The sequence below is a fragment of the Fictibacillus nanhaiensis genome (assembly GCF_036213205.1).
Taxonomy (GTDB): Bacteria; Bacillota; Bacilli; order Bacillales; family Fictibacillaceae; genus Fictibacillus; species Fictibacillus nanhaiensis_E.
Genome location: NZ_JARMFC010000011.1, coordinates 45,443 through 59,564 on the forward strand (window position 1 = coordinate 45,443; position 14,122 = coordinate 59,564).

Here is a 14,122-nt window from a genome sequence, read left to right on the forward strand (position 1 = left end):
TTTAAGAAGACTACTAGAATTGAGGTGTGTTCATGAAAGGTCTTAAATTCATTATAGGTATGTTGTTGATTACAATGTTGTTCGGATGTAACGCATCGAGCGAAGGTGGAAAAAGTAATGATGCGGACGGCAATAAGGTAACCATTTCTTATGCAAGTTGGGGTTTAGGTACAGAAAAAGAACAAAATATAGAAAGACTCATGATTAAAGCGTTTGAAGAAAAATATTCAAACATTGAGATAAAACTAGTTGAGTCAATTCCTAATGATAAATGGAATGATGGATTAGCAGCTGCGGCAAGCGCAAATGAAATGCCTGATGTATTTATGCTTTCTGAAATCCCTCCAGGTGTAGCAAATGACTGGTTATTAGATCTCTCTAAATTGGCTGCTGATGATGCTGATCTTGCAAAAGTTCCTGAAGCTGTACGAAAGGCTGCAACATACGGTGACACTCTTTTCGCACTACCTGCAGGTCAGCAATTTTTAGGATATTATGTTAATAAAGACATGTTTAATAACGCTAATTTGGATGCGCCAGAAAGTGGTGCAAACATAATTGAATTCGTTGATTCTGTAAAAAGTATAACTAACATCAGTAAAGGCAAGGTTGGTATAAATAACCCAATGGCAATCCTTGACTGGTATCCTGCAGCAGTAAGTAAGACTCTTGGTTGGTATACCTACACTGAAGAAGGTTATCATTTGAACAGCACCGAATTTAAAGAAGGTCAAAAAATAGCAAAAGATATCGTTACAAACGGTTATGCCTATGAATCATTAACAGATGAACAAAAAAGCAACTTTGATGGAAGTAATCCTGGAGAAGTATGGGCATCAGGAAATATGGGGTTAATTTGGGATGGTACATGGGCACTAACTGCTTTTGAGGAAAATTTAGATTTTGATTATGACTTCATTGGAATTCCAGGTGGAAGAACCGTTGTCGCAAACGATTATATAGGGATATCCAAGAATACGAAACACCCAAAAGAAGCTTATATCTTTTCGAAATGGATGTCTTTTGGAAAAGAAGGATATCTGAAACGAATTGATATTGCTGCAGAAAAAGGGAAAGTACTTAATGGAGTGCCGGTCACAACAGATCAAGATGTGTTGGATGCATATTTTGAACTTCAAGACCTTCCTGGCGTTCGTTCAGCATTCGATAACTTAGATAATGCTATAGTTGAACCCGTAAAAGCAGTACCTGGTTACGTTCAGTCACGGTGGGAAGCTCCAACAGGGGTAAGTATTTCTGATCAACCAAACGCAAATATTCATAGTCTTCTTGAAGCATCTATTAAAGGTGAAATTAAGTTAGAAGATTATCTTTCACAGATTAATAACCTTGCTAATGCAAAGTATGAAGAAGCTAAGAAAGCCATTGAATAATAAAATATCATCTATATTTAGGGACTTTCGTTTTTGATGCATTTCTTGAAGCAGGGAAATGCATCTTTTTGTTGAATTAAGAGCAGCGAGTATTTAAATTGTAAGTGACGGAAAGGTGGTTTATGTTATGGAAACAAGCAATAAAGTAACCATCACGGTGGAAACAACCGTAAACAAACCGATTGAAGAAGTTTGGAAATATTGGACAGAACCACAGCATATTACAGGTTGGAGCTTTGCTTCCGACGAGTGGCACGCACCAAAAGCGGAAAACGATTTGAGAGATGGCGGAAGGTTTCTTACCAGAATGGAAGCAAAAGATGGCAGCTTTGGATTTGATTTTAGCGGGAAGTATGATGAAGTCAAAACAAATGAATATATTGCTTATACGCTAGATGATGGAAGAAAAGTTACGATTACTTTTGTCGGTTTAGAAAATGTAACGAGAGTCGTTGAAAAATTTGAAACCGAAGCGACGAATCCAGTTGAGATGCAAGAAGCTGGATGGCAAGCCTTCATGGATAATTTTAAAAGGTATAGTGAAGCTCAAAACTAATAGTGTTTTAAAAGAGAGTGCATTTCTTTAAATAGATTTGCGCTTTTTTGTTTGCCTATTTTTTGAATTATGGAACATTATGAGTCTTAAGAAAGTCTTAAGATTTTTGCTAACTAAATGTAAAGGATTGCTAGGTAGAATAAAGATAATTTCAAATATATGCCATGCTATAATGCAGAAGGGAGTGTGAGAACATGAATGCTTTTAACGTACTTGTTGTAGATGATGAAAAAGAAATTCGTGATGCGATAGAAATCTATTTGAAGAATGAAGGAATTACAGTTGTTCAGGCAAGTGATGGAATTGAAGCGATAGAGAAATTAGATGAACACCCAATACATCTTATTGTAATGGACATAATGATGCCAAAATTAGATGGTATCTCGACGACATTTAAAATTAGAGAACAAAAAAACATACCGATTATCATCTTGAGTGCAAAGAGCGAGGATACGGATAAGGTCTTAGGACTGCAGATCGGTGCGGATGATTATGTGACAAAGCCATTTAATCCTTTGGAGCTAATAGCACGTGTTAAATCTCAGCTACGCCGTTACGTGACGCTTGGTACATATGAGGGTAAGACAAATCTAATCAATCTGAACGGTTTAACCCTTGATAAAGAAGCAAAGGAAGTAGCTATTAACGGCGATTCTGTAAAATTAACACCTATTGAATACAAGATTGTAGAATTGTTAATGTCTTACCCTGGAAGAGTTTTTTCGATTAATGATATATATGAGCGGGTTTGGAAAGAGCCTAGTTACAACGCTGAAAACACAGTGGCCGTTCATATCCGAAAGATTAGAGAAAAGATTGAGATTGATCCGAAAAATCCTAGATATTTAAAGGTGGTATGGGGAATTGGATACAAAATGGAAAAATAGAAGCAAGTGGGTTGTTTGGATCATGTTGTTGACCTTTGGATTAAGTGGTATCGTTTCGATTTTAGAAAATGGTCATTGGTATTTTAAAAAGGATTATTTTCATACAGAGGAGTTTAACGAACATTTCGAAGAATTTATTGATTATCTCAGTATTTCTGAAATCAATTATTTATCCGAAGATGAGCTTAAGGACAATATAAAAGTTTCTAAAGAAGAGATTGAAGAACATCGAACGCGCTATGGAAGTCTATCAGAGCAAATAGCCGATATCAAAAGCCAGTATGAATACCAGATTGATGAAGCGAAGGCTGCTAAAAACGAAGATGTTGTTAAGCTTTATGAACAACAAAGAGATGCGAAAGTTAAAGATATCATGGAGAACTTTAGAAGCGACGAGCATATTAAAGCTAAGATTCTGAAGGAAAAAGAAAAAGAAGTTGAGGCACTTGTAGAAGAAAGGCAAAGTTATATCGCTGATTATGATCCTAACCTTTTGGGTTTCAACTACTATTTAGTAGATATGAACTCAAAAGATGTGTATACAAATGTTCCGACAGCTGATACAGCTAAAGATCTTAAGGATAGATCAAATTTGTTCTCGAAAGAATACTCTTCGTCATCTGAAAATGGCAACTTAAGTAGTAGTGGCCACGATTCTTTTATGCAATATTCTAATTACGAATATTTACCTCAAAAGTCAAAAACACTTCAGGGGTTTATTACTCTTCCTGAAGGAGGTAGTTGGTTACAAAAACAAGTATTTGATTTTGAGAAGAGACAAACGGTATTTTACATTATATCGATCTGCAGTATTGTGATTCTATTCATTGTGTTTATTTGGGGAAGAAGACTTCACCCATTACAGTTAATCACTTCTTCAGACAAAGTGAACATTTATCGAAAAGTGCCTATTGATATTCGGTGGGGCATTCTATTGATCAGTACTTTTTTTGCAATAATGGCTTTAGTTATGAACGCACAAAACTACGATCATATGGCATTCTCAATCTTGTATAGTGATGGCATTTTTGAATTTTTGATTACTACGCTTATGGTGGCTATCACTCTTATTCAAGTCGCATGGATCTACGGTGATGTTAGCAAAAAACATTTGTATAAAGACGCCTTTATCATGAAGTCAGCACGCTGGTTTTACCGATTAGTTTCTGATGCATTCTACAACAGAAGTGTTGGCATACAAATTATGCTGCTTCTCATCGTCATCTTTTTATCAGGTTTCGGTGCAGCCGTCGTATTCTTCCATCCTATGGCTTTCGTCGTTTATTTCATTCTGTTTTTATTCTTCACTGTACCGGTAATGATCTACCTTTTTAAAAGAATTGGATTTTTTAACAGAATCATTCAACACACGAATGAGCTTGCGGCGGGACAGATGGAACAAGATCTTCCTCATAAGGGAAAATCGGCACTAGCTATGTTAGCTGGAAACCTAAACTTACTCAAGCATGGTGTAAAAACATCAAAACGTGCAGAAGCAAAAAGTGAGAGGCTTAAAACGGAGCTGATCACCAATGTCAGTCATGATTTACGAACACCTTTGACATCGATCATTACGTATACGGAACTCTTAAGATCACAAGAGGTAACAAAAGAGGATCAGAATGCTTATTTAGAAATCATAGATCGCAAATCAAAGCGTCTAAAAGTTCTGATTGATGATCTGTTCGAAGTATCTAAGATGGCAAGCGGGAACCTGGAATTGATTAAACATAAAGTTGATATCGTCCAGCTGCTTCAACAAGCCATGGCTGAATACAGTGAAACCATTAAAGAATCGTCACTAACTTTTAGAGTAGCAACTCCTAATAGCCCTATTTTTGCTAATGTGGATGGTCAAAAAATGTGGCGTGTGTTTGAGAATTTGATCGGCAACGCTTTAAAGTACTCTATGGACAATACAAGAGTATATATATCCGTTACAGAAGAAAATCTAAAGGTCGTCGTTTCATTCAAGAATGTCTCGAAGTACGAACTAGGCGGAAACTTTGAAGAATTATTTGAACGATTCAAACGCGGAGACACATCACGTCATACAGATGGTTCTGGCCTTGGTCTTGCCATCGCAAAATCCATCGTAGATCTTCACGATGGTAGTATGGAGATCGACGTTGACGGTGATCTGTTTAAAGCAACTATTGAACTGGACGCGGTGAAATGATGAAGATGAACAAGAAATTCTTACTTGGTGTGACGATTGTATTGTTTAGTATTTTTGGATTTGCCGATAACGCGGGTAGTCCTAAATTGAAAGAATCGGTTAAAGGTACAGAGATACTTCAAACGAGTGAATAGTTTGTGTGGAGCACTTCTTCTAATGAGAGAAGTGCTTTATATTTGTTCGCATGATGGTGTAAGGGTATTTTAGAGGTATGTTGTTGTCAGAATATGTCGACTCGCCCATATATTTTAAAAACTCGCCGGTATATATCACGAATTTCTAGAATTATTTCCAAAACTTCTTGAATTAAATGAAAATATACCCTGTGTGGTATGGATTAAGAATTCGTTATTCACCTTAATTTGGCCCTAAACGAGGAGATTCCCCAATGCAACTATGGGTTGCGCCTCATAGCAACTAAAGTTATCTTTACTTTTTGACCATAAATTCACAATAATGAGCTTATACATACAAAAAGGTGGGTACAATCGATGGTTTTTGGTGAGAAGTTAAAAAGCGTAAGAAAGACGAGAGGTTGGTCTCAGGAAGAATTAGCTGAAAAGCTTTTTGTGAGCAGACAATCTGTTTCAAAGTGGGAGAACGGGCAAAATTATCCGAGCATCGAAGTTATTATCAAACTAAGTGATCTGTTTGAAGTAACGATTGATGAATTACTCAGAACGGATGAAGATTTAAAAGAAAAAGTCATAAATGATAGTAAACAACTTGCTCATCCTAAATTAAAGTTTCTTTTTGATGTTGTATTTTTACTTGGTGTTACTTTGTTAATCATTAAACTAGGTTTTCTAGGTCTAACTAAATTTGCAAATTTAGACTCTTCATTGCCTGGGGGGAAATTTCTGTGGAACTTTGGGCCGTTACTATTCATGGTGAGTGGAGGAATTGGATCGGGAATCGTTAAAGAAAGATATAAGGTGGAATAATCCTCAGAAAGTAGGGTCGGGGAAATGAATGCGAAAATAAAAAACAACGGCACCAGATTATTTCTGGTTGCCATTGTTTATATATCCTATTGATCAATCTCAAACATATAACGATTTGTTTGCACACTTACTCCAAGTACGATCCCCATTAACATCATATTGGATAATAACGAACTCCCACCATAACTTAAGAACGGCAAGGTGACTCCTGTTACCGGCAACAAGCCTATATTCATTCCCACATTCTGAAAGATCTGGAACGAAAGAAGTCCTATGATTCCTGAACACATGTACCCGCCAAAAGAATAGTTTGACTTCACACCCAAAATTACGATTTTATAGATCAACAAGAAGAACAGACTTACTACGATGGAAGTACCTAGAAAGCCAGTGTCTTCCCCAATAATGGAAAAGATAAAATCTGTATGCGCTTCAGGTACATACATGATACCTTCCATCCAACCCTTACCAGAATACCACCCTGAACCGATTGCTGTGATCGCTTGTTTGGTTTGATAACCTTGGTCTGTGTATTCAAACGGATTTAACCAGCCGTTTATTCTACTTCTTTGGTGAGGAAGAAGTAAGACGAGCAATTTAGTCTGAAAAAAGGTATTAAATTTAAAATAGATGACGATTAATGCTGTTAAAACGATAGATGGCAGTGAGATAACTGCCAATATGATCTTCCAGCTTACACCTGAAATGAATATGATAGACAGAATGATGGAAAGGTAGAGCATGATCATTCCTGAATCTGGCTGAATGGCGACAAAGATAATAGGAGCTAAACTTGCTAGACCCATTTTATAAATTAAATATAAATCAGATCTAATCGTACGCTGAATATATTGGTAATTGTGTGATTCAACGATATTACTTAGAACTAAGATCAAAGCGATTTTCATAAATTCAGAAGGTTGAAAAGAGCCAAGGAAAGGCAATTGATACCATGCTTTAGAGCCGTTTATGGGCTTAGCAATACTCTCTGGTGCAAAAATTAACATAACAATAAAAAACAAAACAAAACCATAAAAATACCATGACATTCTTTTCAGTTGCTCAAAATCTAGACGTGCAATGGCTAGCATTAAAATTGTACTTAAGGTGTACCAAAATATTTGTTTAGGAACAAAATTATCGTTGTATTGACCGGATTGTTGGCCGCTATATATGAACATCAAACTAATAATTGATAATAAGAAGAGTATAAATAGAATTCCGTAATCCAATTTATCTATGAATGTTTTACTTTTTTGAGTTTCCATATGCCGCACTCATTCCTATGATTTTCATTAATTTACCAAAAATAATGATACCACATTTTGGAGTGGTTGTTACAAGTTTAAATGGTTAACGATGTGTTTGACTTTAAAAAATAGTGTGATAAGATTACCTTACGACCGTTCGGAAGGTGGTTATCAAATGACTTATGATCAACTAAAACAAACAGCGCTCATCCAATTTGCTCAATTGGGTTATGAGGGTGCTTCTTTGACTGTAATCGCAAATGAGGTAGGCATAAAAAAGCAATCGATCTACACTCATTTTAAGAGTAAAGATGATCTCTATATACAAACGTTTCTTGATGCGACAGATTGTGAAATCGATTTTGTTAAACAATTTGTTCAAGATCATCAATCAAAGACACTGAAGGATGTCTTATTTAGATTTTTAACGGAGTATCTAAATCGATTTGAGCATAACGATAATATGAAATTTTTTATGCGCACGTCTTTTTATCCGCCTGTGCAGCATGAAGAAGTAATAAAGACTGGAAGTAACAAGTTTGTTGATCGTTTGGAAAGTTTGTTTACAGCACTTTTTGAACAAAATTCGGATGAATTAAGAAATGATGTTACAGCTGAAACAGCCGCTCTTGCGTTTCTAACCATGTTAGATGGACTACTCGTCGAGTTAATCTATGGGATTCCAGAGCGGCTGCAAAAAAGGTCTAAACAGTCATGGTTCGTTTATTGGCAAGGTATCAGGAAAGAAAGTGGTGAATAGTAATGAATCGGGCTTGGGGTTATGTCTTATTAGGTTCAGTGTTTGAAGTATGTTGGGTAATCGGTTTAAAGCATTCGTTTAATTTTTTGACGTGGACCGCAACCACTATATCCATCATCTTTTCGTTTGCGCTTCTTATTTTGGCTACGAAGCAACTTCCTGTTGGCACGGTTTATGCCGTATTTACTGGATTAGGAGCAAGTGGGACAGTCTTGATGGAAATGCTTGTGTTTGGTGAGCCATTTAAAATGCTAAAGATCATACTCATTCTTGTTCTTCTTGCGGGAGTTATGGGACTTAAACTAGTAACTGGAAAACCAAAATCAGAAGGAGGCGTTCAGTAATGGGCTGGATCTTTCTGGTGTTTGCAGGTCTTTTTGAGGTAGTAGGAGTAACAGGAATGAACCTTGTTGCAAAAAAGAGAAATAGTGTTTCTTTTCTTGTTCTTGTTATAGGATTTAGTAGTAGCTTTCTTTTGTTGAGTTTAGCTATGCAATCTTTGCCGATGGGCACTGCCTACGCGATCTGGACAGGAATCGGAACAGTTGGTTCAGGAATAGTCGGAATTTTATTTTATGGTGAATCAAAAAACAGACTAAGAATTCTGTTCATGGCAATGGTACTCTGTGCTGCCGTTGGACTTAAACTCATTAGCTAAGAAGGATTATTAGGCTAGTAAGTAGAATAAACCTCACTATACACTAGTGATAGAAGAGGGATTGACTTGGGATTTCATGATATGTTTCGATTTGGTTCTCACGCCATTATTTTTAATGCAGAAAATAAGGTACTATTGTTAAAACGAACTTACGGAAACAAAGGTTGGAGTTTGCCTGGAGGTGCTGTCGATCCGGGTGAAACGATACATCAGGCATTGTTTCGTGAATGTAGAGAAGAGCTTGGGGTTGATGTGATTTGATCCTGTTTTAACGGGAGTATATTATCATCGTTCAATTAACACTCAAGCAGCAATATTCCGATGTATGATCACAGAAGATGCTGAAATTGTTTTAAGCTCAGAACACTCTGATCTTAAATGGGCCGATTTAACGGAATTGAGTGAGAGTCAGCGAATTCGAGCACAAGATGCCTTGAATTATCAAGGACAAGTTTTGAGTAGAACGTTTTAATCCATCCAATTACGTGAAATGCGTGCATTTCTTCCTAGTGGAGAAGTGCTTTTTTTTATAAAAATTTATAGATAGTAATACCTATAAAATTCGTCCGATGACAAGGATATACTAAAAAGTTGTCGAAAATCTTGTAAGCAGGAAATCAAGGAAGTAGGGAATAGAATGTTAGAGTCTATACAAAGCATGTGCTTACACGTGGTCTTTATCCTTTTTACCATCCTTATTTATCAAGTATTCTTTAATGAGAGAGATGAAGAACGAAAGCGCATTACGTCGAAGTTCTTTCTCGTCATGCTGATCATTTTATTCTTCACGATGAGTCAGCCAGTCGTTTATTCTGAAATCTATACGTACGACTTTAAATCGGTTGCTATTATCTTGGCCTTCTTATACGGTGGAAAAAGGGTAGGATTCTCGAGTCTTTTAGCACTTCTTATGGTAGGGTACATGACAGATCAAAAAATAGCTGTTTTGCTAGGAAATTACATGGTTCTCTGTTTATTGTTATTGCCCATTACAAAGCTCTTTCATCGCTACGGCATCAAAGGCAAGGTTACAGTGATTAGTTTGTTCTATTCATTGATCCCAATTACGAGAGGAATCTCACTTTTAATAAAAGGGGACGAGCAGGAGCTCTTTTTCGAAATAAGTTCCTCGCTTATCGTATTAGCAACGTTAATTGCAGTTGTGCATTTGATTGAAAATATGAACGAGCAGATGGAAATGAGGCAAGAGCTTCTTCGTACGGAAAAAATGAATGTTGTTAGTCAGCTTGCGGCTTCAGTTGCTCACGAGATTCGAAATCCCATGACTTCTGTACGAGGGTTTATGCAGCTCATGCAAAAAGAAGATTTAACGAAGGAACAGCAGATGTATATTAGTATCTCGATTGAAGAACTAGACCGGGCGCAGGAAATTATCAATCAGTATTTGGCATTGGCGAAACCACAAACGGATCAATACGAAATTATCGATCTAACATCTACCATTCAACAATCGATAGATGTGATGCACTCCTATGCCATTTTGAACAGTATACATATCTCGCAACACGTGGAATCTTCTCTGAAAATTGAAGGGCTAAAACTGGAAATTCAGCAAGTGTTGATTAACATAATTAAGAACGCCATAGAAGCAATTAAGTCAAAAGGCGAAATTAGAATATTAGCGTTTAATGATACGAACGGGTATGTTTGCATTGAGATTAGGGATAACGGTGTAGGCATGTCTAAGGAACAATTAAAAAAACTAGGCAGTCCGTATTATTCTACGAAAGAAAAAGGAACGGGACTCGGTTTAACCGTATGCCACCAAATTGTAAAACAGATGGGTGGTAGAATTACAATCGATAGCGTTTTGGAAAAAGGAACAACTTTTACGATTAAACTACCTTCTATGTAATAGTTATGCAGTAAAATTGATTGTTGGGAGAACTGGAGTTGTGAATAAAGGGACAACGTTTACCGCACAGAGGTGAGTAGATGAAATTGAAAATTGTAAAGTACAAGGAAACTGATACAGAGGAGATTATCAATCTGTTTTATGAAACTGTACATAGCGTAAATGCCAAAGATTATTCCTCACTAGAGTTAGATGCTTGGGTTTCCTTTAATGAATTACAATCTAAAGTAAAGTCGTGGAAGGAAACATTGAGAAAAAACATAACTTTTGTAGCTAAGAATAAGGATGAAATTGTTGGCTTTAGTGATTTAACACATAGTGGACATTTAGATAGACTTTATGTTCATAAGCATTACCAGAGACAAGGGATAGCTTCGGCATTAGTAAATGTGATTGAATCGGAAGCAAGGAAAGTAAACTTATTAAGTATTGATACGGATGCAAGTATTACCGCTAAACCATTTTTCGAACAGCGAGGGTACGAAGTAGTTTCTCCGCAAAGTGTAGTTCGTAAAGGTGTGTCATTAATAAATTATAAAATGACAAAAAAACTAATGTGATTAGATATCATTCCAGCAACAAACAAAAAACGATCAGAAAATCCTCTGATCGTTTTTTTTGTGCATACATCGTATTTTATAATTTTTGAGACAAAGAGAACGTTCTACCATGCTCAGCTTGCTCAACTGATTTTGTGGATAATCCAACAAATACAGCTGTTAATGCTAGTGAAGTGATGATGATACCTGCAGCAAATTTTTTCATTTTAGTGCCTCCTTTTTTTGTAAAGCGCGTTTTGCTTCGTAAGACTCTTTAAAATAATAACTAGCTTTATTGTGGTTCTCTTTGGTGAAGAAGACCTGTGCAAGTTCTCCAGCATAATCTTCTACGAAACCAAAGAGTTCGTGTTGTTTAAAATAGTCATTTCCTTCTTTAACAATACGTTCAAGCTCGTTAATATCTGTTGCCTGATTTATGGCGTTCAGTATTTTGAAGTGATGAAGGTATTCTTCATTCGCAAGCTCGATTCCTTTATTGTAGAACGGTATTGCTTTTTCTTCATTATTCAATCGATAGAATTCTCGAGACAATAAGAAGTGGGTCTTATAAAAGGCTTCTTCTTCTTCAAAAACCTCTAACAAGTAGCGTATTGCCAGTTCGGACATGTTTTGTTCAGCATACAGATAACCGATGTTGTATTTGATCAGTGAGGTATATGTCTGATCAATACGCTTAGCGAGATCAAGTGCGCACAGAAAATGTTCTTCTGCTTTCCCATATTGTTTTAATAATAGAGAAGCAAGGCCCAGAATATTTTCACAACCGGATTGAAGCAGTTCGTAATCTTCCGCTTCAGATAACGTTTTCAAAGCTTCGTTCGCATAATCCAGTGCGGTGAGTGGCTGACGTATGTGATAATACAGAACGGCAGCTTTATGATAAAAGTCTGCTCGCACGATATCATCCGTCATATTGTTCAACACATTTAATAAGTTAAACGCACGGATAAAACGCAATTCTGCTACTTCATAATTTCCTTCAGCTGTTAATAGCATTCCGGTAATTAAGTTCATATAGTACCCAAAAATATCTGTTCGATTAAGATGAACATCATTAAGCGTATCTAAAATGGCGTGAGCAGAAGTAAGCTCTTTCTTTAAAATCAAGTAGCGGCTGTTTAACAATTGATAATACAACTGTGTAGATGGGTCTTTGATCTGTGTGATCTCACTCTTAATCTCGTTATGTATACTCTCTGATTGCTGTATGTGATTTGTCCGTATGGCTGTATGCCACCGCTCGAGTGACTGTGTAATGGGCTCTCTAGTTCCGACGTTCATGGAAAACTCCTTTCTATAAGACTTGTAATTTAAATCTAACATAAAATGGAAAAATAAAACTTGGGAAAATCCCATGCGAGAGGGTAGCATAAAGTGACATATTTCTTATCAATTTTCCCAATAATCTGACACTATCGTGGCTATTCTTTTTTTTCGTTAGATGAAAACCTCATTATGAGGGTGGAAGGAGTATAACAACTTTTATGGAATTAAAGTTCATAGCGTTTAAATAGAATGAGAGAAAAAGAGAATAGCGGGAGTTGGAAGATTTGTTTTTGAAAAAATCATCTCAATCTGGAGAAAAACATAATGTTTCTTACTTAAATGGACAAGTTCGTTTTCAAGGAGTGTCGTTAAATGTATATAGTTTTCTCGTTGATGGTGTATTAATCGATACTGGTGCCCAGTCTTTACATCAGCACTTCAAACCTTTTATTGATCAAGCTGATTTTGACCAAGTATTCTTAACACACTTTCATGAAGATCATACAGGCTGTGCTAGTTATATTGAAAAAACAAAAAAAGTCCCTATCTACTTAGATGAAAAAACGATTGATGATTGTTCGAAACGTGCACATTATCCTTTGTATAGACAGTTATTTTGGGGCAGAAGAAAACCATTTCATGCTCAAAAAATGAAAGCTCAATTTCAATCTAGGAATGCATATTGGGATGCTATACCCACTCCAGGTCATGCACTAGACCATCATGCATTTCTGAATCGAGAAACGGGGCAGCTGTTTACAGGTGACCTGTACGTGATGGAAAAGACCAAAGTAGTTCTTGAGGAAGAAAGCATTCCTACTATTATTCAATCATTGCAGCGCGTTTTAACGTATGATTTTCAGGAAGTGTTTTGCAATCATGCTGGCTTTATTCAAGAAGGAAGAAGGGCATTACAACGAAAACTTGACTATCTATTAGGCATACAGCATGAAGTTCTAACATTACATCAAAAAGGAGACAGCCCTGAAGAAATTCGTCAGAAACTGTTTCCTAGACGATTTCCCATTATCAAATTTTCTCGTGGTGAGTGGGATTCTATCCATATTGTGCATTCCATCATGAATGAGAATCCTGTTACCAACTCATAACTTTTTAGAAAAAGAGGTTAACACTATGTCATTTAAACAAGAGGAGAAAGCAATTATCCGAACCGTCCGCGTTGAGGATGCTGAAGCTATTCTTCAAATTCAGCGTGAAGTGATTTCTGAACACGATTTTTTTATTGCGGTTTCGAAAGAATTTAACAAGAAGACGAAAGATCATGAAGAATGGATAAGAAACATTCTTGAGCATGAACGAGAGACGATGCTAGTGGCAGAACATAAAAACACTGTGGTCGGTTGGATCGTTTTTCGGTCACAAGAAAGACTGAGAATGCATCACACAGGGTCGTTTGCAATCATGCTTCAAAAAGAATGGAGAAACAAAGGACTTGGCAAGCTATTGATTCACGAGCTGTTATCTTGGGCTGAAAAACATCCGGTCATTGAAAAAGTTACTTTAGGAACTTTCTCTACCAATACTAGAGCAATAGAAATATATAAAAGACTAGGATTTTTAGAGGAAGGACGAAAAGTTAAAGAATTCAAGTTTGGCAAAGACGAATATGTGGATGATGTGTTGATGTATAAATTAGTTAAGTAAAAATAACATGATCCCAATTAAACAAAAACAAGAAGCTGTTTTCTTTGAACGGCTTCTTTTTTCGTGTATTGAAATACAATTGTAAAAAATGGTAATCAATGTATGATTCCTCCGCGTATATTAAATC

The 14,122-nt window shown here is 36.4% G+C and carries 17 protein-coding genes; 14 read left to right on the plus strand and 3 right to left on the minus strand.

The window, feature by feature from the left end; genetic code table 11:
* The first annotated feature begins 32 nt into the window (after nucleotides 1-32).
* The 6 genes from P4V41_RS12990 to P4V41_RS13015 all read left to right on the plus strand — a co-directional run bounded on the left by P4V41_RS12990 (nucleotide 33) and on the right by P4V41_RS13015 (nucleotide 5,960).
* The gene (locus P4V41_RS12990; protein ID WP_328085432.1) at nucleotides 33-1,394 is read left to right on the plus strand and encodes an ABC transporter substrate-binding protein; all 1,362 of its coding nucleotides are present in this window, start codon (nucleotides 33-35) and stop codon (nucleotides 1,392-1,394) included.
* 127 nt (nucleotides 1,395-1,521) lie between these two features.
* On the plus strand, nucleotides 1,522-1,950 hold the full coding sequence (locus P4V41_RS12995; RefSeq protein WP_328085434.1) for an SRPBCC family protein: 429 nt from the start codon (nucleotides 1,522-1,524) through the stop codon (nucleotides 1,948-1,950).
* A 194-nt stretch (nucleotides 1,951-2,144) separates the two neighbouring features.
* Complete coding sequence (locus P4V41_RS13000; protein WP_328085436.1) at nucleotides 2,145-2,837, plus strand: response regulator transcription factor; 693 nt, start codon at nucleotides 2,145-2,147, stop codon at nucleotides 2,835-2,837.
* The gene (locus tag P4V41_RS13005) at nucleotides 2,815-5,016 is read left to right on the plus strand and encodes a histidine kinase dimerization/phospho-acceptor domain-containing protein (protein ID WP_328085438.1); all 2,202 of its coding nucleotides are present in this window, start codon (nucleotides 2,815-2,817) and stop codon (nucleotides 5,014-5,016) included. The genes P4V41_RS13000 and P4V41_RS13005 overlap by 23 nt, the downstream gene beginning before the upstream one ends.
* Nucleotides 5,013-5,150, plus strand: coding sequence for a hypothetical protein (locus P4V41_RS13010; protein ID WP_328085440.1), 138 nt, complete (start codon nucleotides 5,013-5,015; stop codon nucleotides 5,148-5,150). Before P4V41_RS13005 ends, P4V41_RS13010 begins: the two co-directional genes overlap by 4 nt.
* Nucleotides 5,151-5,507: 357 nt before the next feature.
* Nucleotides 5,508-5,960: a helix-turn-helix transcriptional regulator gene (locus P4V41_RS13015; protein ID WP_328085442.1), complete on the plus strand. Its 453-nt coding sequence runs from the start codon at nucleotides 5,508-5,510 to the stop codon at nucleotides 5,958-5,960.
* 86 nt (nucleotides 5,961-6,046) lie between these two features.
* Here the strand turns inward: P4V41_RS13015 and P4V41_RS13020 are convergent, their stop codons facing one another.
* Nucleotides 6,047-7,228, minus strand: a complete 1,182-nt coding sequence (locus tag P4V41_RS13020; protein ID WP_328085444.1) for an FtsW/RodA/SpoVE family cell cycle protein — start codon at nucleotides 7,226-7,228, stop codon at nucleotides 6,047-6,049.
* A 157-nt stretch (nucleotides 7,229-7,385) separates the two neighbouring features.
* Here P4V41_RS13020 and P4V41_RS13025 point away from each other — a divergent pair, with 157 nt between their 5' ends.
* From P4V41_RS13025 to P4V41_RS13050, 6 genes are all read left to right on the plus strand, one after another.
* The gene (locus P4V41_RS13025) at nucleotides 7,386-7,970 is read left to right on the plus strand and encodes a TetR/AcrR family transcriptional regulator (RefSeq protein ID WP_328085446.1); all 585 of its coding nucleotides are present in this window, start codon (nucleotides 7,386-7,388) and stop codon (nucleotides 7,968-7,970) included.
* Between the two features lie 2 nt (nucleotides 7,971-7,972).
* The gene (locus P4V41_RS13030) at nucleotides 7,973-8,314 is read left to right on the plus strand and encodes a multidrug efflux SMR transporter (protein WP_328085448.1); all 342 of its coding nucleotides are present in this window, start codon (nucleotides 7,973-7,975) and stop codon (nucleotides 8,312-8,314) included.
* Nucleotides 8,314-8,628 (plus strand): multidrug efflux SMR transporter, encoded by a 315-nt coding sequence (locus P4V41_RS13035; protein WP_328085450.1) that lies wholly within the window; start codon nucleotides 8,314-8,316, stop codon nucleotides 8,626-8,628. Before P4V41_RS13030 ends, P4V41_RS13035 begins: the two co-directional genes overlap by 1 nt.
* 66 nt (nucleotides 8,629-8,694) lie before the next feature.
* Nucleotides 8,695-8,889 carry an NUDIX domain-containing protein gene (locus tag P4V41_RS13040; RefSeq protein ID WP_328085451.1) on the plus strand — a complete coding sequence of 65 codons (195 nt, stop codon included), beginning with the start codon at nucleotides 8,695-8,697 and terminating at the stop codon, nucleotides 8,887-8,889.
* 376 nt (nucleotides 8,890-9,265) lie between these two features.
* Nucleotides 9,266-10,504 (plus strand): ATP-binding protein, encoded by a 1,239-nt coding sequence (locus P4V41_RS13045; RefSeq protein WP_328085453.1) that lies wholly within the window; start codon nucleotides 9,266-9,268, stop codon nucleotides 10,502-10,504.
* An 86-nt stretch (nucleotides 10,505-10,590) separates the two neighbouring features.
* Nucleotides 10,591-11,064, plus strand: coding sequence for a GNAT family N-acetyltransferase (locus tag P4V41_RS13050; RefSeq protein WP_328085464.1), 474 nt, complete (start codon nucleotides 10,591-10,593; stop codon nucleotides 11,062-11,064).
* Between the two features lie 76 nt (nucleotides 11,065-11,140).
* On the opposite strand, the gene P4V41_RS13055 is transcribed toward P4V41_RS13050, so the two are convergent.
* Nucleotides 11,141-11,269: a hypothetical protein gene (locus tag P4V41_RS13055; RefSeq protein WP_260858542.1), complete on the minus strand. Its 129-nt coding sequence runs from the start codon at nucleotides 11,267-11,269 to the stop codon at nucleotides 11,141-11,143.
* Nucleotides 11,266-12,345, minus strand: coding sequence for a tetratricopeptide repeat protein (locus tag P4V41_RS13060; protein WP_328085456.1), 1,080 nt, complete (start codon nucleotides 12,343-12,345; stop codon nucleotides 11,266-11,268). Before P4V41_RS13060 ends, P4V41_RS13055 begins: the two co-directional genes overlap by 4 nt.
* Nucleotides 12,346-12,614: 269 nt before the next feature.
* Between P4V41_RS13060 and P4V41_RS13065 the strand changes: the two genes are divergently transcribed.
* Nucleotides 12,615-13,439 (plus strand): MBL fold metallo-hydrolase, encoded by an 825-nt coding sequence (locus tag P4V41_RS13065; RefSeq protein ID WP_419181311.1) that lies wholly within the window; start codon nucleotides 12,615-12,617, stop codon nucleotides 13,437-13,439.
* A gap of 25 nt (nucleotides 13,440-13,464) precedes the next feature.
* Nucleotides 13,465-13,995 (plus strand): GNAT family protein, encoded by a 531-nt coding sequence (locus P4V41_RS13070; RefSeq protein WP_328085458.1) that lies wholly within the window; start codon nucleotides 13,465-13,467, stop codon nucleotides 13,993-13,995.
* Nucleotides 13,996-14,122 lie beyond the last annotated feature (127 nt).

What these genes read in the sequence shown, in the direction of transcription:
- P4V41_RS12990 (WP_328085432.1), top strand. Translation starts at nt 33, where the DNA reads ATGAAAGGTCTTAAATTCATTATAGGTATGTTGTTGATTACAATGTTG.
- P4V41_RS12995 (WP_328085434.1), top strand. Translation starts at nt 1,522, where the DNA reads ATGGAAACAAGCAATAAAGTAACCATCACGGTGGAAACAACCGTAAAC.
- P4V41_RS13000 (WP_328085436.1), top strand. Translation starts at nt 2,145, where the DNA reads ATGAATGCTTTTAACGTACTTGTTGTAGATGATGAAAAAGAAATTCGT.
- P4V41_RS13010 (WP_328085440.1), top strand. Translation starts at nt 5,013, where the DNA reads ATGATGAAGATGAACAAGAAATTCTTACTTGGTGTGACGATTGTATTG.
- P4V41_RS13015 (WP_328085442.1), top strand. Translation starts at nt 5,508, where the DNA reads ATGGTTTTTGGTGAGAAGTTAAAAAGCGTAAGAAAGACGAGAGGTTGG.
- P4V41_RS13020 (WP_328085444.1), bottom strand. Translation starts at nt 7,228, where the DNA reads ATGGAAACTCAAAAAAGTAAAACATTCATAGATAAATTGGATTACGGA.
- P4V41_RS13025 (WP_328085446.1), top strand. Translation starts at nt 7,386, where the DNA reads ATGACTTATGATCAACTAAAACAAACAGCGCTCATCCAATTTGCTCAA.
- P4V41_RS13030 (WP_328085448.1), top strand. Translation starts at nt 7,973, where the DNA reads ATGAATCGGGCTTGGGGTTATGTCTTATTAGGTTCAGTGTTTGAAGTA.
- P4V41_RS13035 (WP_328085450.1), top strand. Translation starts at nt 8,314, where the DNA reads ATGGGCTGGATCTTTCTGGTGTTTGCAGGTCTTTTTGAGGTAGTAGGA.
- P4V41_RS13045 (WP_328085453.1), top strand. Translation starts at nt 9,266, where the DNA reads ATGTTAGAGTCTATACAAAGCATGTGCTTACACGTGGTCTTTATCCTT.
- P4V41_RS13055 (WP_260858542.1), bottom strand. Translation starts at nt 11,269, where the DNA reads ATGAAAAAATTTGCTGCAGGTATCATCATCACTTCACTAGCATTAACA.
- P4V41_RS13060 (WP_328085456.1), bottom strand. Translation starts at nt 12,345, where the DNA reads ATGAACGTCGGAACTAGAGAGCCCATTACACAGTCACTCGAGCGGTGG.
- P4V41_RS13070 (WP_328085458.1), top strand. Translation starts at nt 13,465, where the DNA reads ATGTCATTTAAACAAGAGGAGAAAGCAATTATCCGAACCGTCCGCGTT.